Source organism: Variovorax sp. FG153 (assembly GCF_057809595.1).
Genome location: NZ_JBMDKG010000044.1, coordinates 17,954 through 38,807 on the forward strand (window position 1 = coordinate 17,954; position 20,854 = coordinate 38,807).

Annotated in this window: 18 protein-coding genes; 7 read left to right on the plus strand and 11 right to left on the minus strand. The window is 69.7% G+C overall.

The genetic code is table 11. From position 1 onward, the window contains the following. Window positions 1-200 precede the first annotated feature (200 nt). On the plus strand, window positions 201-893 hold the full coding sequence (locus ACODT0_RS33015; protein WP_057594441.1) for a GntR family transcriptional regulator: 693 nt from the start codon (window positions 201-203) through the stop codon (window positions 891-893). Window positions 894-936: 43 nt separating this feature from the next. On the opposite strand, the gene ACODT0_RS33020 is transcribed toward ACODT0_RS33015, so the two are convergent. The 5 genes from ACODT0_RS33020 to ACODT0_RS33040 all read right to left on the minus strand — a co-directional run bounded on the left by ACODT0_RS33020 (window position 937) and on the right by ACODT0_RS33040 (window position 6,035). Further along, window positions 937-1,134: a hypothetical protein gene (locus ACODT0_RS33020; protein WP_057594440.1), complete on the minus strand. Its 198-nt coding sequence runs from the start codon at window positions 1,132-1,134 to the stop codon at window positions 937-939. Between the two features lie 47 nt (window positions 1,135-1,181). Then, complete coding sequence (locus ACODT0_RS33025) at window positions 1,182-2,699, minus strand: hypothetical protein (protein WP_216087426.1); 1,518 nt, start codon at window positions 2,697-2,699, stop codon at window positions 1,182-1,184. A 497-nt stretch (window positions 2,700-3,196) separates the two neighbouring features. Continuing rightward, complete coding sequence (locus ACODT0_RS33030) at window positions 3,197-4,498, minus strand: TRAP transporter large permease (RefSeq protein ID WP_489043190.1); 1,302 nt, start codon at window positions 4,496-4,498, stop codon at window positions 3,197-3,199. Further along, window positions 4,491-4,997: a TRAP transporter small permease gene (locus ACODT0_RS33035; RefSeq protein WP_057594036.1), complete on the minus strand. Its 507-nt coding sequence runs from the start codon at window positions 4,995-4,997 to the stop codon at window positions 4,491-4,493. The genes ACODT0_RS33030 and ACODT0_RS33035 overlap by 8 nt, the downstream gene beginning before the upstream one ends. Before the next feature lie 69 nt (window positions 4,998-5,066). After that, entirely contained in the window at window positions 5,067-6,035 is a 969-nt protein-coding gene (locus ACODT0_RS33040) for a TRAP transporter substrate-binding protein (RefSeq protein WP_057594033.1), read from the minus strand. Window positions 6,036-6,402: 367 nt separating this feature from the next. On the opposite strand from ACODT0_RS33040, the gene ACODT0_RS33045 reads away from it, so the two are divergent. Together ACODT0_RS33045 and ACODT0_RS33050 are read left to right on the plus strand one after the other, a co-directional pair. Beyond that, on the plus strand, window positions 6,403-9,618 hold the full coding sequence (locus tag ACODT0_RS33045) for a bifunctional cytochrome P450/NADPH--P450 reductase (RefSeq protein ID WP_489043191.1): 3,216 nt from the start codon (window positions 6,403-6,405) through the stop codon (window positions 9,616-9,618). Window positions 9,619-9,759: 141 nt separating this feature from the next. Beyond that, window positions 9,760-10,524 carry a winged helix-turn-helix domain-containing protein gene (locus tag ACODT0_RS33050; RefSeq protein ID WP_489043192.1) on the plus strand — a complete coding sequence of 255 codons (765 nt, stop codon included), beginning with the start codon at window positions 9,760-9,762 and terminating at the stop codon, window positions 10,522-10,524. An 18-nt stretch (window positions 10,525-10,542) separates the two neighbouring features. Here the strand turns inward: ACODT0_RS33050 and ACODT0_RS33055 are convergent, their stop codons facing one another. The 5 genes from ACODT0_RS33055 to ACODT0_RS33075 form a co-directional block, all read right to left on the minus strand. After that, window positions 10,543-11,316, minus strand: coding sequence for an esterase/lipase family protein (locus ACODT0_RS33055; RefSeq protein ID WP_413762191.1), 774 nt, complete (start codon window positions 11,314-11,316; stop codon window positions 10,543-10,545). A 96-nt stretch (window positions 11,317-11,412) separates the two neighbouring features. Beyond that, window positions 11,413-12,048, minus strand: coding sequence for a TetR/AcrR family transcriptional regulator (locus ACODT0_RS33060; protein ID WP_057594029.1), 636 nt, complete (start codon window positions 12,046-12,048; stop codon window positions 11,413-11,415). Window positions 12,049-12,074: 26 nt separating this feature from the next. Beyond that, on the minus strand, window positions 12,075-12,563 hold the full coding sequence (locus ACODT0_RS33065) for a phasin family protein (protein WP_489043193.1): 489 nt from the start codon (window positions 12,561-12,563) through the stop codon (window positions 12,075-12,077). A 74-nt stretch (window positions 12,564-12,637) separates the two neighbouring features. Then, on the minus strand, window positions 12,638-13,195 hold the full coding sequence (locus ACODT0_RS33070) for a hypothetical protein (RefSeq protein WP_489043194.1): 558 nt from the start codon (window positions 13,193-13,195) through the stop codon (window positions 12,638-12,640). Between the two features lie 133 nt (window positions 13,196-13,328). After that, window positions 13,329-15,005, minus strand: a complete 1,677-nt coding sequence (locus ACODT0_RS33075; protein ID WP_261212439.1) for a WS/DGAT/MGAT family O-acyltransferase — start codon at window positions 15,003-15,005, stop codon at window positions 13,329-13,331. Window positions 15,006-15,213: 208 nt separating this feature from the next. Between ACODT0_RS33075 and ACODT0_RS33080 the strand changes: the two genes are divergently transcribed. Further along, the gene (locus ACODT0_RS33080) at window positions 15,214-17,271 is read left to right on the plus strand and encodes a prolyl oligopeptidase family serine peptidase (protein WP_489043195.1); all 2,058 of its coding nucleotides are present in this window, start codon (window positions 15,214-15,216) and stop codon (window positions 17,269-17,271) included. Window positions 17,272-17,284: 13 nt separating this feature from the next. On the opposite strand, the gene ACODT0_RS33085 is transcribed toward ACODT0_RS33080, so the two are convergent. After that, on the minus strand, window positions 17,285-17,671 hold the full coding sequence (locus ACODT0_RS33085) for a hypothetical protein (RefSeq protein ID WP_413762187.1): 387 nt from the start codon (window positions 17,669-17,671) through the stop codon (window positions 17,285-17,287). A 172-nt stretch (window positions 17,672-17,843) separates the two neighbouring features. Here ACODT0_RS33085 and ACODT0_RS33090 point away from each other — a divergent pair, with 172 nt between their 5' ends. Genes ACODT0_RS33090 through ACODT0_RS33100 form a run of 3 tightly spaced genes read left to right on the plus strand, consistent with a single transcriptional unit; the run spans window position 17,844 to window position 20,847 of the window. Continuing rightward, entirely contained in the window at window positions 17,844-18,518 is a 675-nt protein-coding gene (locus ACODT0_RS33090; protein WP_057594023.1) for a response regulator transcription factor, read from the plus strand. Next, a complete protein-coding gene (locus tag ACODT0_RS33095) occupies window positions 18,515-19,900 on the plus strand; it encodes a sensor histidine kinase (RefSeq protein ID WP_489043196.1) in 1,386 nt (461 codons plus the stop codon). Before ACODT0_RS33090 ends, ACODT0_RS33095 begins: the two co-directional genes overlap by 4 nt. Next, window positions 19,897-20,847, plus strand: a complete 951-nt coding sequence (locus ACODT0_RS33100; protein WP_413762185.1) for a sterol desaturase family protein — start codon at window positions 19,897-19,899, stop codon at window positions 20,845-20,847. Before ACODT0_RS33095 ends, ACODT0_RS33100 begins: the two co-directional genes overlap by 4 nt. Window positions 20,848-20,854 lie beyond the last annotated feature (7 nt).

The window sequence follows — 20,854 nt, forward strand, 5'->3', positions numbered from 1 at the left end:
GCGCATGAAGAACATGGGATCGACTCGAATCTGGCCGTTTTGTTGGAACGAAGTTTATTTTATTGTTGAACAATTCAATCAATCAGTTGAGCAATATGTATGCTGACTCTCAGGGGCAAACCCTGGTTCCGTGCCCGAGGCACCATGGCGCGAGGAACGGAATCTGCTACAACCCCTCACCCCTGGAATCCCCCATCCGCATGACCTCCCCAGCTTCCGAACCGCTGACTCCCCCCGCCCAGGCCCTGAGCGAGCGCATGGCCGAAGCGCTGCGGCAGAAGATCACGCAGGGCGAGTTCATGCCCGGCGAGCGCCTGTCCGAGCAGTCGCTGAGCGAGAGCCTCGGCATCTCGCGCAACACGCTGCGCGAGGTGTTCCGCATGCTCGCCAAGGACGGCCTCGTGAAGCACGCGCCGAACCGCGGCGTGTTCGTGGTCATCCCGAGCATCGCGTCGATCATCGACATCTACCGCGTGCGCCGCCTGATCGAGTGCCAGGCGCTCGCGCAGGCCTACCCGCGGCATCCCGCGAAGAAGAAGATGCGCGAGGCGGTCGATACCGCGAAGGCCTGCCGCGACGCGGGCGAGTGGCTCGGCGTCGGCACGGCGAACATGGCCTTCCACATGGCCGTGGTCGAGCTCGCCGACAGCGAGCGGCTCAACCTGCTGTTCGGCTCGGTGCTGGCTGAACTGCGGCTGGCCTTCGGCCTGCTGCGCGACGCCGAGTTCCTGCACGCGCCCTATGTCGAGATGAACGAGAACATCCTCGCGCTCGCGGAGGCCGGCGAATTCGCCCGCGCCGCCGCGGCGCTCAACGACTACCTGGTCCATTCCGAACGCATCGTGCTCGCGGTCTACGCGCGGCACATCAACGATTCGGGCTGGAGCGTCTGAGCCGCGCAGCGGCCCCGCAGCGCGGGGCCGTCGCGCAGCGACCTCAGCCCGGCAGGCGGATCTTGCAGTTCGGGTCCTCGTAAGGGCCCGACTGCTTGGTCCACTTGTCCGCGGGCATGTCGGGCTCGCAGACGGTCTTGCCCGTGCTGTTGTTCTTCCAGAGGTAGTACTCGCTGGGCTGTGCCATGGCGAGACCGGCCAGCAGCAGCGAGGCGGCGGCGAGGGTGAGCTTGAGTTTCATGGTGATGCTTTCGTGTGTTCGTGAAGATAAGCGAATGCCGTGCCCCGTCACTTGAGGTTGTTGCCGATCACCACCAGCAACTTCTTCGTCTGCGCGACGATCGCCGTGCGGTAGGCCTCGAAGCGGGCGTCGGTCATGGCGTTGTCGTCGGGCACCCCGCCGGTGGCGGCGGTGAAGAAGTTCGTCATCACCGGCACATGGATGTGGCCGGCAGGGATGTCGAGCTTGAAGGTATCGCGCAGCAGCGTGTTGCGGTAGGCGCTCTCGTTCGACAGGTAGTTGCCGCCGCCGCCGGACTGCGCGCAGGCGGTGGCTGGCGGGGCCTTCACCAGCGAGGGATCGGGCATGGCGTTCATCACGCCGTTCGAAGCCACAGTCGTACCCGCCTCGTTGTCGCAGTCCGCGAAGTACGAGTAGTTGGTGTGCCAGGTCACGTCGAAGCCCTCGGCGCCCTCGCTCGTGGCGCCCGGCGGACGCGGGATGCCGGCATTCGTCTTGCCGGTCACCATCGCGGCGATCGGCAGCGACGAGGTGGTGAACTGCGGCGGTGCTTCCTTCAGCCAGGCGCTGATGGCGTCGTAGCCCAGCCAGCGGGACTGCGGGTTGGTGTCGCAGCCCGAGCCCGGCATCGAGATCGGCGCGGTGTTCGGCACGGTGATGGTGCCGATTGGCAGCACATATTTCGGCAGCCTGTTGCCAACCGGGCAATAGATGATGCCGTCGTTGCCCGCCGAGGGACCGTGGTAGCGGGCGTTCCATTGCTCGAGATTGAAGACGTTGGCACTGCCCTGGCTCATGGTGATCGAGGCGTCGACGCGCTTCGGACCGGCCTTGAACCACGGGCCCAGCGTGTCCTCCTGCATGCCCGCGTGGAACGGGTCGTAGCTCACCGGCAGGATGTAGCTCTCCACGTGCAGCACGCTGCCGTCGTCGAGCGTGATCTCGCGGCCGTCCATCTCGAGCGCGGTCGCGCCCGAGGGGTTGCCGTTGCGCAGACCGGTGTTGGGCGTGCCCAGCGCGCCGAGCGTGAAGGTGTCGAAGCCGCTCACAATCATGCGACGGTACTTGCCGCCGCCCGGCGCATTGCCTTCAGGCAGTTCGATGTCGTACTGGCCGCGCGAGGCACGCTCGAACTCCCACTGGAGCGACGCCTTCTGTGCCTCCGAGAGCGCGAACTCGGGGGCCCACTGGCGCAGCACCTTGGTCATCTGCACGCGCGCCCAGTACAGCATGCGGTCGTCGCTGTTGGGCAACTGGCTGCCAGCGGGCGAGGCACGGCGGCCCTGCACCCGGTCGACGGCCGCGCGCCACAGGGCCGCGCCCTCCGACTTGACGAGCGTCACCGCCGCGTCGTAGCCGGCCACGGTGGTCGTGCCATCGCTGGCGCACAGCTTGGCCGAGAAGTTCGGCGCGAACTGGTCGAAGCCGGTGTCCTTCACGATGCGCTCGGCGAGCGGCCTCTCGTCGATGCCCACCACGGAGGCGGTGCTGTAGGGCAGCGGCGTCGCGAGCCGGCGCTCCTCGTAGGCCAGCTTGGCACTGGCATCCCAGCTGCATTTGGTCATGGAAGACGGTGGTGGATTGCCCGTGGCGGGCGGAACGATGGAGACGACGCTGTCCCCTCCTCCACCGCCGCCGCAGGCCGCGACCACGGCCGCAACGAGGACCGAAACGGCCGAAAGCTTCACTCTGTGTCGTGTCAACATGATTCGATTTCCTTCTGAAAACTGTCCGGGCATGGCGCACTGCGGCGCCTTCTCATTCCCTGGTCGTTCTGCGATGGGTCGTCGATGGCTTTCTCGATGGCAATCCCTCCGGCCTGGCCGCACCGCGCGGCGGTGCGTGAAACAGACTCCCTTTTGCTTTGCACTTTTTTCGGTGGCGCGGGACGAGCGCGTCCCGCACGCCGCCCGGGGGCGGGTGCTCGTCGTGGAGCGCGAGGATTCAGGACGCGGCGAACGCGGGCGGCGCGCGCTCCGCCGCATGCAGCTGCGCGACACGCAGGCGCCTGCGACCGGCGGTGCGAAGGAACGGGCAGCGGCGCATGGCGTGCGTCAGCGGGTCAGGGCGTCATCTGCTGCGGCAGCCAGGTCACGAGCTGCGGCACGAAGTAGACGAGCAGCACCGCGGCCACCATCAGGAAGAACATCGGCAGCGTCACGCGCGCGATGTACAGCAGGTCCTTGCCGGTCATGCCCTGCAGCACGAACAGGTTGAAGCCCACCGGTGGCGTGATCTGCGCCATCTCGACCACCAGCACGATGAAGATGCCGAACCAGATCGGGTCGATGCCCGCCGCGGTCACGGTCGGCATGATCACGCCCATGGTCAGCACCACCATCGAGATGCCGTCGAGGAAGCAGCCCAGCACGATGTAGAACAGCGCGAGCATCGCCACCAGCTGGAACTTCGACAGGCCCAGCGAGCCGATCCATTCGGCCAGGTGGCGCGGCAGGCCGATGTAGCCCATGGCCAGCGTGAGGAAGGCCGCGCCCGCGAGGATCAGCGCCATCATGCAATAGAGGCGCGTCGCGCCCAGCAGCGCTTCCTTGAAGGTCGTCCAGCTCAGCGCCCCCTGCGAAGCCGAGATGATCAGCGCGCCCACCACGCCCACGGCCGCGGCCTCGGTGGCCGTGGCGATGCCCGCGTAGATCGAGCCCAGCACGCCGAGGATCAGCAGCGCCACCGGGATCAGCGACATCGAGGCCTTGAGCTTCTCGGCGAAGGGCAGCCTGGCGTCCGCGGGCGGCACGCGCTCGGGATGGCGCAGGGCCCAGAACGCGATGTAGCCCGAGAACAGCAGCGCCAGCAGGATGCCCGGCACGATGCCCGCGATGAACAGCCGCGCGATCGACACGTCGGCGCTGACGCCGTAGACGATCATGATGATCGACGGCGGGATCAGCAGGCCCAGCGTGCCGGCGCCGGCCAGCGTGCCGATCACCATGTCGTCGGGATAGCCGCGGCGCTTGAGCTCGGGCAGGCTCATCTTGCCGATGGTGGCGCAGGTCGCAGCGCTCGAGCCCGAGACGGCCGCGAAGATCGCGCAGCCCACCACGTTGGTGTGCAGCAGCCGGCCCGGCAGGGCCTGCATCCAGGGCGCGAGGCCCCTGAACATGTCCTGCGACAGCCGCGTGCGGAACAGGATCTCGCCCATCCACACGAACAGCGGCAGCGCGGTGAGCGTCCAGCCCGAGGCCGAGCCCCAGATGGTGACCGCCATCGCGTCGCCCGCGGGGCGCGAGGAGAACAGCTGCATCGCGATCCACGCGACGCCCGAGAGCGTGAGGCCGATCCACACGCCGCTGCCCAGGATCAGGAACAGCGAGAGGATCAGGAGGCCGGCGATGGCGATGTCACTCATGGCGCAAGGCCTCCCCGTCGGCGCGCTGCGGGCGGCCGTTCCATTCGATGAAGAACTCGTCCACCGCCGCGACGGCGAACACCAGCGCGCCGAGCGCCATCGACAGCTGCGGAATCCACAGCGGCGTGGCGTCGTTGCTGGTCGACACGTCGTGGAAGGCCCAGGACTGCCACACCAGCCGCACGCAGTAGAAGGCGAACAGCGCCGCCAGCAGCGCACCGGCGCCCATGGCCCAGCGCTCGAGCCAGCGGCGCGCGCCGGCGCCGAGGCTGGAGAGCACCAGCGTCACGCGGATGTGCTCGCCGCGCTTGAGCGTGTGCGCCAGCGCGAGAAAGCCGCTGGCCGCCATCATGTAGCCCGCGTAGGCATCGATGCCGGGCACGTTGAAGCTCAGTTGCCGCCCGAGGATGGACAGCAGCACCATCACCAGCAAGGCGAACAGGAAGAACGCGGCCAGGGCGGCGGCGCTGTCGTAGAGGAAGTCCAGGGACCTGCGCATCGAGGCCGCCCCGGAGGCCGGCGCACTGGCCCGCATGGTGTTCGCATTCATCGGTGCAGCCCCGCGCGCTCACATCTTCCGGTAGGCGTCGACCACGGCCTGGCCCTCGGGGCCGGCCTTCTCGACCCATTCCTTGAGCATCGTGTCGCCGACCTTCTTGAGGTCGTTCTTGAGCTGTTCGGAAGGCGCGAGCACGGTCATGCCGTTCTTCTTGAGCAGGTCGAGGTACTCGACGTTCTTCTTCTTCGACAGCTCCCAGCCGCGCTTCTCGGCCTCGGCCGCCGCCTTCAGCAGGCCGTCCTGCACGGGCTTGTCGAGGGCCTCGAAGGCCTTCTTGTTCACCAGCACCGCGTTCTTCGGCAGCCAGGCCTGGGTGTCGTAGAAGTTCTTGATGTACTCGTAGGTCTTGGTGTCGTAGCCGGTGGAGCCCGAGGACATGTACGACTCGATCACGCCGGTGGCCATGGCCTGCGAGAGCTCGGCCTGCTGCACGGTGACGGCCTGCGCGCCGACCAGTTCGCCGATGCGCGCGGTGGCGGGGCTGTAGGCGCGCCACTTCACGCCCTTGAGGTCGGCGGCCGAGGCGATCGGCTTCTTCACGAAGATGCCCTGCGGCGGCCAGGCCACCGTGTAGAGCAGCTGGATGCCCTGCTCGGCGAGCTTCTTGTCGAGCACGGGCTTCTGCGCCTGGTAGAGCTTCCAGGCCGCGTCGTAGCTGTCGGCCAGGAAGGGAATGCCGTCGGTGCCGAACACCTGCCATTCGTTCTGGAAGTTCACCAGCAGGATCTCGCCGAGCTGCGCCTGGCCGCCCTGCACCGCGCGCTTGATCTCGGGCGCCTTGAACAGCGAGGCGTTCGAATGCACCGTGATCTTGAGCTTGCCGCCGGTCGCCGTGTCGACGTCCTTGGCGAACTGCGCGATGTTCTCGGTGTGGAAGTTGTTGGACGGATAGGCGGTGGGCAGGTCCCACTTGGTCTGCGCGAGCGCGGAAGCGGCCAGGCAGGAAAGCGCGACGGCGGCAAGAGACGTTCGGAACATGGAAAAAGATCCTCCAGGAAGTGGCATGGCCGGGTTGATGGAAAACGGTGCGACGTGATCCAGGCGCGGTCCCCCGGCCTGCCCACCCCGATGCAAGCCTCGTGCCAAATAGATGAACAATTTCAAACTATGGACGCATGCCGTTCACACGAATTGTTGAACAATGCTAGTGCGCATGCCCAACAATGATGCATGCTGAAAACCCGAATACGTGCGGACGGACCGCGGCGGCGCCTCGGCCGCGGCCCTGACATTTGCTAAGGGAAACCCCGTCCTGCCGCCGGGGGAGCCGCTTCGATACTCCAGTGGTCGTTCCCCCTCGGCGCGCCCCGCGGCCGCCTCCCGCAGCAGCACAACATCCAGACCCATGGCAGGCAAGAACTCGCTCCACCCGATCCCCCATCCCGCCAAGAAGCCCTTCGTGGGCAACCTGCTGTCGATCGGCTCCGACTCCCCGGTGCTGGACATGTGGAAGATCGCCCAGGAGCTCGGCGGCATCTACTGGCTGGACATGCCGGGCATGCCGGTGATCGTGGTGTCGTCGCCCGCGCTGGTCGACGAACTCTGCGAGGAGGCGCGCTTCGACAAGAGCACGCGCGGCGCGCTGCGCCGGCTGCGCGCCGCCTCGCACGGCCTGTTCACCTCCGACACCCACGAGGAGACCTGGTCGAAGCCGCACAACATCCTCTTGGCCAACTTCAGCCAGCGCGCGATGCAGGCCTACCACCCCATGATGCTGGACATCGCGGGGCAGCTCGTGACCAAGTGGGAGCGGCTGAACTTCGACGAGGAGGTCGACGTGGTGCGCGACATGACCGCGCTCACGCTCGACACCATCGGCCTGTGCGGCTTCGGCTACCGCTTCAACTCCTTCTACCGCGAGGGCTTCCATCCCTTCGTCGACGCGATGGTGCGCACGCTCGAGACGGTGCAGAACCGGCGCGGCCTGCCGCTCGAGGAGCTGATGCTCAAGAAGGAGCTGGCGCAGCAGCGCAAGGACATCCGCTACATGCACAAGATGGTGGAGGACATCATCGAGGAGCGGCGCGCGAGCGGTGCCGACATCGCGACCAAGCCCGACCTGCTGAGCTACATGATCGCGGGCGTGGACAAGAAGAGCGGCGAGCAGCTCACCGACAAGATGATCCGCGACGAGTGCATCGAATTCCTCATCGCGGGCCACGAGACCACCAGCGGCCTGCTCTCGTTCGCCATCTACTTCCTGCTGAAGAACCCCGAGGCGCTGGCCAAGGCGCAGGCCGAGGTCGACAACGTGTTCGGGCCCGACACCTCGCTCAAGCCCACCTACGCGCAGGTCAATAGGCTGCAGTACGTGATGCAGGTGCTCAAGGAGTCGCTGCGCATGTTCCCGACCGCGCCCGCGATCTCGATGCGCGCGAAGGAGGACACCCAGATCGGTGGCCAGTACACGATCAAGAAGAACAACATGGTCATCATGCATGCGCTGGCGCTGCATCGGGACAAGGGCATCTGGGGCGAGAACGCCGACCAGTTCGATCCCGACAACTTCAGCCGCGAGGCCGAGCGCGAGCGCCCGGTCAATGCCTTCAAGCCCTTCGGCAACGGCCAGCGCGCCTGCATCGGGCGCCAGTTCGCGCTGCAGGAGGCGGTGCTGACGCTGGGCATGATCCTGCAGCGCTTCACCCTGGTGGACCACACCGGCTACAAGCTCAAGATCAAGGAAGCGCTGACCATCAAGCCCGAGGGCTTCAGGATCAAGGCGCTGCTGCGCGACCCCGCGACGCGCCCGCGCGGCAACATCAACGACGCGGCGGCCGCGCCGGCGCAGCCCGTGCAGCCGGCGGCGCGCAAGCCGCAGGCCGCGCGCCACGGCACCTCGCTGCTGGTGCTGCAGGGCTCCAACCTCGGCACCGCCGAGGACCTGGCGCGCCAGCTCGCCGAGGCCGGCGAGGCGCGCGGCTTCTCGACCCAGCTGGCCTCGCTCGACGACTACGCCGAGCGGCTGCCGGCCAACGGCGCGGTGGCCATCGTCTGCGCCTCGTACAACGGCGTGGCGCCCGACAACGCGGCCGAGTTCCACCGCTGGCTCGACAAGGCCGACGACGCGCTCAACGGCGTGCGCTTCAGCGTGTTCGGCTGCGGCAACACCGACTGGGCCGCCACCTACCAGGCGGTGCCGCGGCGCATCGACGAGCGGCTCGAGGCGCTGGGCGCCACGCGCGTGCATCCGCGCGGCGAGGGCGATGCGCGCGAGGACATGGACGGCGCCTTCCAGGACTGGAGCGACGCGCTGTGGCCCGAGCTGGTGAAGGCCTTCGACATCAAGACCGGCGCCGACACGCCCGCGCAGAGCGAACCGCTCTACACGCTCGAGGAGCTGCCGCCGCCGCAGAACAACGCCATCGTCGACGCGCTGGGCGCGGTGGCGCTGCGCGTGATCGAGAACCGCGAGCTGCAGCACGCCGGCGGCGAGGCCGGCCGCTCCACGCGCCACGTCGAGCTGATGCTGCCCGAGGGCCTGGTCTACCGCGCCGGCGACCACCTGAGCGTGGTGCCGCGCAACAGCCCGAAGCAGGTCGAGCGCGCGATGGCGCGCTTCGGCTTCGACCGCACGGCCCACGTGCGGCTGCATGCGATCGCGGGCCGCAAGCCGGCGCTGCCGGTCGAGCAGGTGATCGCGGTCGACCGCCTGCTGGGCGACTACGTCGAGCTGCAGGACGTGGCCACGCGCAAGCAGATCGCCACGCTCGCGGCCTACACCGAATGCCCGTTCACCAGGCCGAAGCTGGTGGCGCTGTCGGGCAGCGACGAGGCCTCGCAGGCGGCCTACAAGGCCGAGGTGCTGCACAAGCGCAAGTCGCTGCTCGACCTGCTCGAGGAGCACCGCGCCTGCCAGGTGCCGTTCGCCGTGTTCCTCGAGATGCTGTCGCCGCTGTCGCCGCGCTACTACTCGATCTCCTCCTCGCCCACGATGACGCCCGGCAAGTGCAGCGTGACGGTGGGCGTGGTCAGCGGCCCGGCCAGGTCGGGCCTCGGCACCTTCGAGGGCGTGTGCTCCAACTTCTTGGCGCGCGCCGAGGCCGGCGACACGGTGCACGGCGTGGTGCGCGAGACCACGGCCGAGGGCTTCCGGCTGCCCGAGGACGCGCAGCGCCCGCTGATCATGATCGGCCCGGGCACCGGGCTGGCTCCGTTCCGCGGCTTCCTGCAGGAGCGCGCGGCGCAGGCCGAGGCCGGCACCGCGCTCGGCGAGGCGCTGCTGTTCTTCGGCTGCCGCCATCCCGAGCAGGACTTCATCTACGCCGAGGAGCTCAAGGCCTGGTCGCACCGCGGCCTGATGAAGCTGCACACCGCCTTCTCGCGCGCGGGCGAGCGCAAGGTCTACGTGCAGGACCTGATCCGCGAACAGGCGGCGCAGGTGTGGGCGCTGCTCGAAGCCGGCGCCGTGGTCTACGTCTGCGGCGACGGCTCGCGCATGGAGCCCGACGTGCGGCGCGCGCTGTCCGACATCGCGCGCGAGCACGGCCAGGACAGCGCCGCGTGGATGGACCGGATGATCGCGGACCAGCGCTACGTGCTCGACGTCTGGGCCGGCAGCTGACGCGCCCGTCGCCGCGCGAAAAAAGTTGGAGCAGTTGGACTAACTTTCCGCCGGTTCTGGTTTTTCACGCCTAGACCCTCCCGCTGAAGATCGAAGGCTCGCGACATTCGCGATCCGATCAACAACCGGGAGACATGGGGCATGCTCAGGGCAGACGAACCGCCGCGCGCGGCGGTGGTGGACGGCGATGCCGTCCGGGGCGCGGCGCTCGCGCAGCGCATGACGCGGCGCGGCTACGGCGCGATGCCGTTCCATGGCGCCACCGGCCTGCTCAAGGCATTGCGGGGCGGCTGGCGCTTCGACCTGCTGCTGCTCCATCCCGAACACGAAACCGCCTGGGCCGACCTCTCGGCCGCCTGCCGGTTGCGGCGCATGCCGATGCTGCTGCTCGCGGAAGATTCGGCCTGGCGTACGCCGCCCGCGGTCGAGGCGCTGTGCCATGGCCACGGCCTGGTCGACTTCGCGCCGCTGCCGCTGGCCGACCACGAACTCGAATGGCGCCTGCGCGCGCTGCTGTCGCGCTCGCGCACGCCGGCGCGGCCAGGCGCCGAAGCGCGGGAGCTGGTCTGCGGCGACTACCGCTTTCTCGAGGACGAACGGCTGGTGCTGCGGCGCGGGCGCGAGGTACGCCTCGATCCGCGCGAGTTCGACCTCGCGCTGATGCTGTTCCGCCACCTCGGCCAGCTGCTGACGCGCGAGTTCCTCTGGATCGCGCTGTGGAAGCGGCCGCCGCACGAAGGCGCCCGCGCGCTCAACATCGCGGCGGCCAGCGTGCGCAAGAAGCTCGCGCTGCAGGAGGATGGCGGACTGGTGCTGCGCGCCGCCTACGGGCGCGGCTACATGCTGCAGGAAGTGCGCTCGCAGGCGGCGTTCGCCTGCGAGCCGGCCAGCTACGCCGAGGCCTGAAGGCCCCGGCGGCGCACTTCAGTTCCGACGATCGGGATCCGGATAGACCAGCGGCCCCAGCAGGCCGCGGTCGAACGGCTTCCAGCCGCCCTCGGGCTGCGACAGCCGGTCGGCCAGCGCATAGAGCACCGCGGGATGCGCGCCCAGGCCCAGGTGGCTCGCGATGACCTCGATGTTCTCGGACTTCGGTCCGGTCTTCTCGATGCTGCAGCGCCAGGCCACGACGCCGTCGGTGCGGCTGAAGATCGAGGTGGTGGGCACCGAGGGCGTGGGCTGCACGAACTTCATGCGGCGCGGGTCGTGCGAGCTCTGGCCGCTCACGCCTTCGTAGACGCGCCAGGCATTGGTGGCACGCGGGCTGCCCGAGAACGGGCTGCCCAGCGTGACCACGCTGCGCACCACACCGGGATGCGCCGACGCCAGCAACCGCGCATACACGCCGCCCAGGCTCCAGCCGACCAGGCTGACCTTCTGCCCGCTGTCGTCGTGCAGCTTGTGCAGCAGCTCGACCATGCCGTCCTCCACGCCTTCGCGCGGACCGAAGTTGCGGCCCAGGCCCCAGCCGTGCGCGTCGTAGCCGCGGCTCGCGAGGTAGCGGCGCAGCACCAGCGTGGAGGCATCGCCGGCCACCAGGCCCGGCAGCACCAGCACCGGATGGCCGTCGCCGCGCGGCGTGAGCTGCAGCAGCGGCCACATGGCGAGGCCCGCGCCGGTTTCCCAGAGCGCGCGGCCTTCGGCCAGCAGCAGCAGGCGCGAAGGCGGCGAGATGTGTTCACGGGTGGCGGTGGTCATGAGCGGGTCCTTTCTTGCGTGTCTCTGCGCTTCTGTTGGTTCTTCGTTGCAGTCTGGGGTTCCGCCACGCGGCCCCCCGTCGGACGGTGTCGTCTGTTATCCGAGGTATTTGGCCCTCAGGTAATCGAGGTAAGCCCTCGATTCGCCCGAAACATACGGGGAAACCAGGGTCAGCGTGTAGAAGGCCGCCAGTCCCGGATCGGCCTGCGCCAGCGCGTCGCGGCCCGGCACCAGCCGTTCGAACGACAGCCAGCAGGTGGTGGTGAACACCATCTGCAGCGCGAGGATGCGCGCCTGCTCGGCGCTGGTCTCGATCACGCCCGAGGCCACCAGCCCTTCGCACAGCGACTGGGCCGCCAGCAGGTTCTGCGCGGTCAGGGCCTGCGCGCGCTGGCCCAGCACCGGGTACTCGCTCGCGAGGAAGGCCATGTCGCGATAGATGAAGCGGTACTCGTTGATCGCCTCGAAGCGCAGGTGCAGCGCCAGCCACAGGTCGTCGATGGCCGCGATGCCGGCCGAGGAGCCGTTGAGCGATTCGAGCCGCTGTTCGAAGCGCCGGAACAGCCACTCCACGATCAGCTGCTTGGCCTTGAAGTGGTAGTGCAGGTTGCCCGGGCTCATGCCGAGCTCGGCCGCGATCTTGTGGGTGGACACCGCCGCGAGCCCCTGCGCGTTGAACAGCGCGAGGCTGGTCAGCAGGATGCGGTCGCGCGTGGTGTTGGAGCCGGCCACTGGCGGTTCTGCGGGTCGTGCGGGGATCAGCGCTTGCCGCCGCGCGCGGCCTTCTCGAGCCGATCGAGCCGCTCGGCGAGCGCCGCGATCTGCGACTGCAGCGCCTGCACCTCCTCGGCCGTGGGCATGCCCAGGCGCTGCAGCGCGGTGGCCACGCGCTGGTCGAACACGTCCTCGAACTTGCGGATGCCGAAGCTGTCGAGGCCCGGGAAGCCGCGCGTCAGCACGGCCTTGGCGCCGCTCGCCTCCTCGCCGCCCTTGCCGCCGATGCCCAGCAGGCCTTCGATCACGTTGGTGACGCTGGCCTGCCGCTTGGCGACGTCGTTGCGCACGGTATCGAGCGCCTTGAGGCCGGCGCGCAGCAGGCCTTCGCCGGAGGATGCGGGCTTGGCCTTGGCGGCGGTGCGCTTGCGCGGCGCCGCCGTTTTTCTCGCCGCGGTCTTGGCGCCGGCGGTCTTCTTCGCGGGCGTCGCCTTCTTCTTCAGTTCTGCGGGTTCATCGCGGCGGGTCGCCATGCATCGCTCCAGGGGAACTCGGTACCTCGGAAGGTACCGCAAAAGAAAAAGGCGCCCGAAGGCGCCCGTGGAACTCAGGCCGCCTTGCGAGCGGCAGCGCGGCGAACCGGCTTCTTGACCGCGGCGGCCTTGGCCTTCACGGTGCGCACGGGCTTGGCTTCCTCGCTGCCCGCGACGCGGACTTCGATCTGCCTGGCACCGGCGGCGATGCGGTCGGCGATCTGCACCGACACGGTCGCGAAGGGCTGGTTCACGGCCGACAGGGCGTTGATCACCGAGGTGGCGACCGGCGACCCGACCTGGGCCACGCGGTTGGCAACCGATTCGATGCCGCTGGTGGTGCCGGTGGCGACACGGTCCATCACCGAGACGATGCGGCCGGTGTCGATCTCGAGGCGGTTGGCCAGGAAGCCGTTGACCTTGGCTTGCGCGCCGATCAGGTTGGCCTTGATCTTGTCGTTCACCAGCGGCAGCTCGCGCTGGCCGAGGAAGTCGCTGTAGCGCGAAGCGGCGCCGTCGAGCAGGCGCTGCACGCCGGTGCGGTAGGCACCGACCAGGGTCTTGCCGGCGTCGTTGTACTGGCCGATGACGTGGACGGCGGCGGAAGCGATGGAGGTTTGCGAGGTGGACATGGTTTGTTCCTGGAAGTTGATCGGTCGCGGGATTCGCGATGGGGTGATCTTCTTCCCGAGGGCCTAGGCCTGGAAAACTAGAAGCGTCGGAAAACTAGTCCAACTGCCCCAATTTTCCGGACCCGGGCGGTCCTCAAGCGGCGGCGGCCGCGGCGCGTGGCGCGCTCTTGCGCGCGGGAGCCTTGCGGGCGGGGGTCTTGGCGGCGGCCTTCGGAGCGGCCTTGGCAGCCGCCTTCTTCGCGGGCGCCTTCTTCGCCACCGGTGCCGGCGTCTTCTTCGCCGCGGCCTTGCGCGCCGGGGCCTTCTTCGCGGCAACCTTGACCGCGGGCTCCGCGTCGGCGGGCGCCTCGACGACGGCCGCGGGCTTCGGCGCCGGCGCACCGGCCACCGACGGATGCTTCTGCGTCAGCTCCATCAGCAGCTTGTGCTCGGCCAGCAGGTAGTCGCCGATCTCGGTGATGTCGGGCACGGCGCGGCGGCAGGCGATCAGGCCGTAGTCCATGCGGCCGTTGTAGCTCTGCACCGTGACGTTGAGCGCCGTGCCGTGGCTCGCGATCGACACCGGGTAGTAGCAGGTGACCAGCGCGCCCGCGAAGTACATCGGGAACGGCGCGCCCGCCACGTTGGAGATCGCCACGTTGGCGGCCGGCGGCAGCATGTTGACCAGGCCCGAGCGGCCCACCATCGACGCGATGCCCGACACCAGCCAGGGCGCGGCGAAGGTCGGGAAGTCGTCGAGGATCACGGCCTTGAAGCGGTTCATGGTCGACTTCGAGGCGGTCGACGAGGCATTGATGGCCTTGAGCCGCTGCAGCGGATCGGTGATGTCGGTGGCCAGGCTCACGAGGATCATGCTGGCCTGGTTGTTGGCCGTGTCGTCGCCGGCCTCGCGCAGGCTCACGGGCACGCCCGCCACCAGCGGCTTGGCCGGCAGCTCGTTGTTGTCGGCCAGGTAGTGGCGCAGCGCGCCGGCCACGGTGGCCATCACCACGTCGTTGAGCGACACGCCGAAGTGCTTGGCGATGTACTTGGTCTCGGCCAGCGAGATGGTGCGGCCCGCGAAGGTGCGCTGGTTGGTGATCGAGACGTTGAGCGAGGTGCGCGGCGCGAAGAGGTTGAACTTCTTCGGCGCCGTGGTCGTGAGCTTCTCGGCCGCCTTCTCGTCGGGCTTGGCGAGCCCGCTGATGGCGCGCACGATGGCCGGCGCCATCTTGAACAGCTTGACGTACTGCTGCGCCGTGTTGCGCAGCGCGGCGCTCGCGAGCTCGGCCATGCCGAGCTGGTAGCCGCTGCCGCGCGGACGCGAGCGCGGCGGCTTCACCACGCGGCCCGTGGCCTCGAGGTCGAAGATGGCCTTGCCCACTTCCACGCCTGCCTGCCCGTCGATGCCCGCGTGGTGCACCTTGGTGTAGAGCGCGACCTGGCCGCTCTTGAGGCCATCGATGATGTAGAACTCCCACATCGGCCGGCTGCGGTCGATCAGCGAGGAATGCAGCCGTGCGACGTACTGCTGCAGCTGCCGGTTGGTGCCGGGCCGCGGCAGCGAGATGTGGCGCACGTGGTAGTCGAGGTCGATGTCGTCGTCCTCCACCCACACCGGGTTGGTCATGTCGAAGGGCATCAGCGCGAGCTTGCGCGTGAACACGTCGGCCAGGTGGATGCGGCTGGCCATGAACTGCTTCGCGTCCTCGTAGAAGTCGCCCTTGTAGCCCTTGGGCAGGTCGAGCACGTTGAGCGAGCCCACGTGCATCGGCATCTCCGGTGTTTCCAGATGCAGGAAGGTGGCATCGAGACCGCTCAGGTGTTTCATGTGTTGTGTCTCCTAGGTCGTGGAATGCCGTCGCATTCGGCTTCGGCAGGATACCGTGCGGCCGCTGCGCCGGGGGGCCGCGCCCTTCAGTGTTTCCACCGGGGAGCGCACCCGGGTTTGCACCGAGCGATGTTCTGGGACCGGCCACGGGTAATGCGAAAGGTCCATCCGACCCGGGGCCTTCACGGTGCGTTCGTACACTGTGCCCATGACCTCTTCCCCCCGCCCGCAAGCGCAAGACCAAGACCCCTTCCTCTGGCTCGAGGACATCGACGGCACGCAGTCCCTCGACTGGGCCAAGGCCCGCAACGCCGAGACGGTGCAGCGCCACGCGCAGTCGGCGCGCTTCAAGCAGATCGAGCAGGGCCTGCTCGAGGTGCTCGACTCCGACGACCGCATCCCGATGGTCTACAAGGTCGACACCCTCTACTACAACTTCTGGCGCGACAAGGCCCATCCCAAGGGCCTGTGGCGCCGCACCACGCTCGCCGAATACCGCAAGCCGCAGCCGGCCTGGGAGACGGTGCTCGACCTCGACGCACTGGCCGCGGCCGAGGGCGAGAACTGGGTCTGGCACGGTGCCGACTGGCTCTACCCCGGCTATGGCCGCTGCCTGGTCTCGCTCTCGCGCGGCGGCGCCGATGCCGACGTGGTGCGCGAGTTCGACCCGGTGCGCAAGGCCTTCGTCGAGGGCGGCTTCGCGCTGCCCGAGGCCAAGAACACGGTGGCCTGGAAGGACATCGACCACCTCTACGTGGCAACCGACTTCGGCCCGGGCTCGATGACCACCTCGAGCTATCCGCGCATCGTGAAGGAATGGAAGCGCGGCACGCCGCTGGCCGAGGCCGTCACGGTCTACGAGGCCGACACCGAGGACCTCTCGGCCTCGGGCTGGCGCGATGCCACGCCGGGCTTCGAGCGCGACTTCGTCTCGCGCGCCATCGACTTCTACGACAGCGAGACCTGGGTGCGCGCGGCCGATGGCACGCTCGCCAGGATCGAGGTGCCCGACGACGCGGTGGTCGACGTCACGCGCGAATGGCTGCTGATCGAGCCGCGCAGCGACTGGGAGGTGGGCGGCGCCAGCTACAAGGCCGGCTCGCTGCTGGCCGCGAACTTCGACGCCTACATGGCCGGCGCGCGCGAACTCACGCTGCTGTTCGAGCCCACCGACACCAGCGCGCTCGACAGCCATTCATGGACGCGCCATCACCTGATCGTGAACGCGATGCATGACGTGGTGAACCGCATCGAGGTGCTCACGCCGCCAGCCGACGGCAAGGGCCCGTGGCAACGCGAGAGCCTGGGCGGCGCGCCCGCGCTGTCGACCATCGCGGCCGGCGCCATCGACGAGGACGAGAGCGACGACTACTTCCTCACCGTGAGCGGCTTCCTGCAGCCGACCACGCTCTACATCGGCACCCTGGGCCAGGGCGAGGCCGAGCCGCTCAAGCACAGCCCGGGCTTCTTCGATGCCTCGCGCTACACGGTCAGCCAGCACTTCGCGCGCTCGCAGGACGGCACGCGCGTGCCCTACTTCGAGATCGCGCCCAGGGACCTGGTGGCCAACGGCCGCAACCCGACCCTGCAGTACGCCTACGGCGGCTTCGAGATCTCGCTCACGCCCAGCTACAGCGGCGGCATCGGCCGCGCCTGGCTCGAGCAGGGCGGCGTGTACGTGGTGGCCAACATCCGCGGCGGCGGCGAGTACGGCCCGCGCTGGCACCAGGCCGCGCTGCAGCAGAACCGCCTGCGCAGCAGCGAGGACTTCGCCGCGGTATCGCAGGACCTGATCGCGCGCGGCATCACCTCGCCCGCGCACCTGGGCGCCATGGGCGGCAGCAACGGTGGCCTGCTGATGGGCAACATGCTCACGCGCCATCCGGAGCTCTATGGCGCGATCGTGAGCGAGGTGGCGCTGCTCGACATGCGGCGCTACACGCAGCTGTCGGCCGGCGCCTCGTGGATCGCCGAGTACGGCGACCCCGAAGTGCCCGAGGAGTGGGAATGGATCCGCCACTTCTCGCCCTACGAGAACGCGAAGCCCGGCGCCAAGTACCCGCCCTCGCTGTTCACCACCTCGACGCGCGACGACCGCGTGGGCCCGGTGCATGCGCGCAAGATGCATGCGAAGCTGGCCGCGCAGGGCCACGACACGGCCTTCTACGAGAACCTCGAGGGCGGCCACAGCGCGGCCTCGGACAACAAGCAGTCCGCCTTCATGGACGCGCTGGGCTACGCCTACCTCTGGGACCACATCGCCTGAGCGGCGACGCGCGTCAGCCGCTGTCGCGCGGCGACTCGCCCAGGCCGTAGGGCCGTTCGTCGCGCCACGGGGGCAGGCGCCGCTCGCGGCGGTCCAGCCGCTCGCGCAGCTCGGCGCAGGTCATCGGCCGGCCCGTGCTGTAGCGGCCATCCCGGCAGGGATCGCTGCGCCAGCGCTCGGAGCGGCGCAACGCCTCCTCGCGGTCGAGCTGGCGCAACAGCTCGCCGCAGCTCATCGCGCGGCCCTGGCTGTAGCGGCCATCGTGGCAGGGGTCGTGGACGGGCGGCGGCACGTCGAAACCCGACACCACCTCGGCCGCCGCGACCGAGGCGAGCATCAGCGACAGCGCCAGGACGATCGCCTCCGGCAGCAGGGTGGTCTGGACATGAAGGACATGCATGCGGTGCTCCTTGGCAGATGACCCGCGACCGCGGGCCTGACGCCAGCATCGGCCGCCAACATGGAGCCAGCATTGCGTCGCGCGGGGCGCGCGCACGCAACACTCGCGCAATCCAGCCTCCCTACAGTGCGGCACGCCGGAGCTCCGGCGCCGCCCTGAAAGGAACACGCGCGTGCGCATCCTGCTGCTGGAAGACGAACCCGAAATGGCCTCGGTGCTGCTCACCGCGCTGCACCGGCGCGGCATCCTGGTCGACCATGCCACGACGCTGGCCGACGGCGCGCGCCATGTCGAGGCCACGCCCTACGACGCGCTGGTGCTCGACCGCCGGCTGCCCGACGGCGACGGCCTCGCGCTGGTGGCGCGGCTGCGCGCCGCCGGCGATCCCGTGCCGGTGCTGATGCTCACGGCGCGCGATGCGCTCGACGAGCGCGTGCGCGGCCTCGACGCAGGCGCCGACGACTACCTGGGCAAGCCCTTCGCGGTCGAGGAACTGCTGGCGCGGCTGCGCGCGCTGCTGCGGCGCCCGGCCGAGACCCGGCAGGAGCTGCTGCAGGTCGCGCGCCTGCGCTTCGACCTCGCGCACCGCGAAGCCAGCGTGGCGGGGCATCGCATGGAGCTGCCGCGACGTGAGCTGCTGGCGCTGGAGCTGCTGATGCGCCGCGGCGGCCGCACCGTGCTGCGCGAGGCGCTGGAACGCGCGGTGTTCGGCTTCGACGTCGAGATCCAGTCGAACGCGCTGGACACCCACGTCTCGCGGCTGCGCCGGAAGCTCGCGGACACCGGCGCCGGCGTCGAGATCTGCGGCATCCGCGGCGTGGGCTACCTGCTGCGGGCCGTGCCATGAGCACAGCGGCGAACGCGGCGCCCTCCTCGCCCTCCTCACTCAAGCGCCGCCTGGTCCGCCGGCTGGTGCTGCTGCAGGCGGCGATCCAGCTGCTGGTGATCGGCGCCCTGGTGGCCACGGGACACCTGATCAACTTCAGCTCGCCCGAGAACACCGTCGAGATATTGCAGGAGGCGGTGATGCGCGGGGCCGACGGCCGCCTCTCGATGCGCGCGACGCAGCGGCTCGCCGCGCTGCGCGAGGCGCAGCCGCCGCTGTGGTTCTCGGTGCGCGACCGCCAGGGCGGCCGGCTGGTCGAGGGCCGCATCCCGGACGAATTCGCCGACATCGGCGCCACGCTCGACGGCGTGGGGCAGGCCCGGCTGGGCTGGAACATGGGCGATCCGCCGCGGCAGTCGGCGCGCATGCGCTGGGTCGACTCCGCCGCCGGCCCGGTGCAGATCCTCACCGGCGCCGACAGCCCGATCACCTGGCGCAACCTCGGCCTGTCGCTGCTGCTGGTGCTGCTCGAGGTGGTGCTGCCGATCCTGGCGATCACCGTGGCGGCCACGCTGCTGGCCAGCCACGTGGTGGTGCGGCGCACGCTCTCGGGCCTGCACGCCATCGTGGGGCGCGCCGGCCAGATCGACGCCGAGCAGCGCGGCGTGCGCCTGCCGCTGGCCGAGGTGCCGGCCGAGGTGGCGACGCTGGTGGGTGCCTTCAACGATGCCCTGCAGCGGCTGGACGACGGCCATGCGCGGCAGGAGCGCTTCCTGGCCGACGCGGCGCACGAGCTGCGCACGCCGATCGCGATCCTCCACACGCGCATCGAGAACCTGGCCGAGGGCGCCGAACGCACGCGGCTGCTGGCCGATGCCGCGCGGCTGTCGGTGCTGGCGGGACAGCTGCTCGACCTGCAGCGCATGAAGGCCCAGGGCACGGGACGCCAGCGCATCGAGCTGGTGGCGCTGGCGCGCGAGGTGGTGGCCGAGATGGCGCCGCTGGCGCTCGCCGCGGGCTACGAGGTCTCGTTCGAGCCGCTGGCCGCGCGCGTGGAGATCGAAGGCGACCGCGACGCGATCGCGCGCGCGCTGGCCAACCTGGTGCGCAACGCGATCGAGCACGCGGGCGGCATGGGAGCCGTGACGGTGCGGGTGATGCCGCCGGGCGACATCGAGGTCATCGACGACGGCCCCGGCATCCCGGCCGCGCTGCGCGAACAGATCTTCAAGCCCTTCCACCGCGGGCATGCGACCGGGCCCGGCGCCGGGCTCGGCCTGAGCCTGGTGCAGGAGATCGCGCGCCTGCATGGCGGCGAGGTCACGGTGCACGACGCGCCGGGCGGCGGCGCGCTGTTCCGGCTGCGGCTGCGGCCCGGGCGAAGCGGCGAGGCGCCGGCATGAAGGCCGCGCGCCGCTGGCTGCCGTGGCTGCTGTGGCCGGCGCTCTACGCCGCGGGCCTGCTGGCCGCGGCGGCGGCCTTCGCGAGCGCGGCGCCGCTGGCGTGGTTCAACGCGGCCTACCTCTCGCTCGCGCTGGCCATCGCGCTGCTCGAACGCTGGCTGCCGCACGAGCCGCGCTGGCTCGCGGACGACGGCCAGACGCCCTGCGACCTGGCCCACACGCTGCTGACCAAGGGCGCGGCCCAGGTCGTGGCCGCGCTCGCGGCGAGCCTGCCGCTGGCCGGTGCGATGGCGCTGCGGCCCTCGGCGCATGGCACGGCCTGGCCCGTGCACTGGCCGCTGGCCGCGCAGGTGGTGCTCGCGCTCGCGGTGGTGGAACTGGGCCTCTACATCGCGCACCGCGGCGCGCACGAATGGCCGCCGCTGTGGCGCTTCCATGCGCTGCATCACGGCGTGCGGCGGCTGTGGGTGGCGAACACCGGCCGCTTCCACGTGGTCGACAGCGCCTTCAAGGCCCTGCTCGGGCAACTGCCGCTGTACCTGCTGGGCGCGCCGCTCGCGGTGTTCCTGTGGGTGGGCGCGGTGACGGCCGTCACGGGACTGCTGACCCACTGCAACATCGAGCTGCGCACCGGCTGGCTCGACCGCGTCTTCAGCACGCCGGCGCTGCACCGCTGGCACCATTCGCGCTCGCCGGCCGAGGGCAACCGCAACTACGGCGAGAACCTGGTGCTGTGGGACCTGCTGTTCGGCACCTGGTACCGCCCGGCGCGGCGGCCGCCGGCGGACATCGGCATCGACGGCGAGATCGCGGCCGGCTTCCTGGCGCAACTGGCGCAGCCCTTCACCGCGTCGGGCACGCGGCGGATCATGGGCCTGTCACCGGTTCCTCGGCACAATGGTCCGCCGAGCCCCCCAGATGCCGGGGACCGGATCGGCAGGACATGAAGGCCCA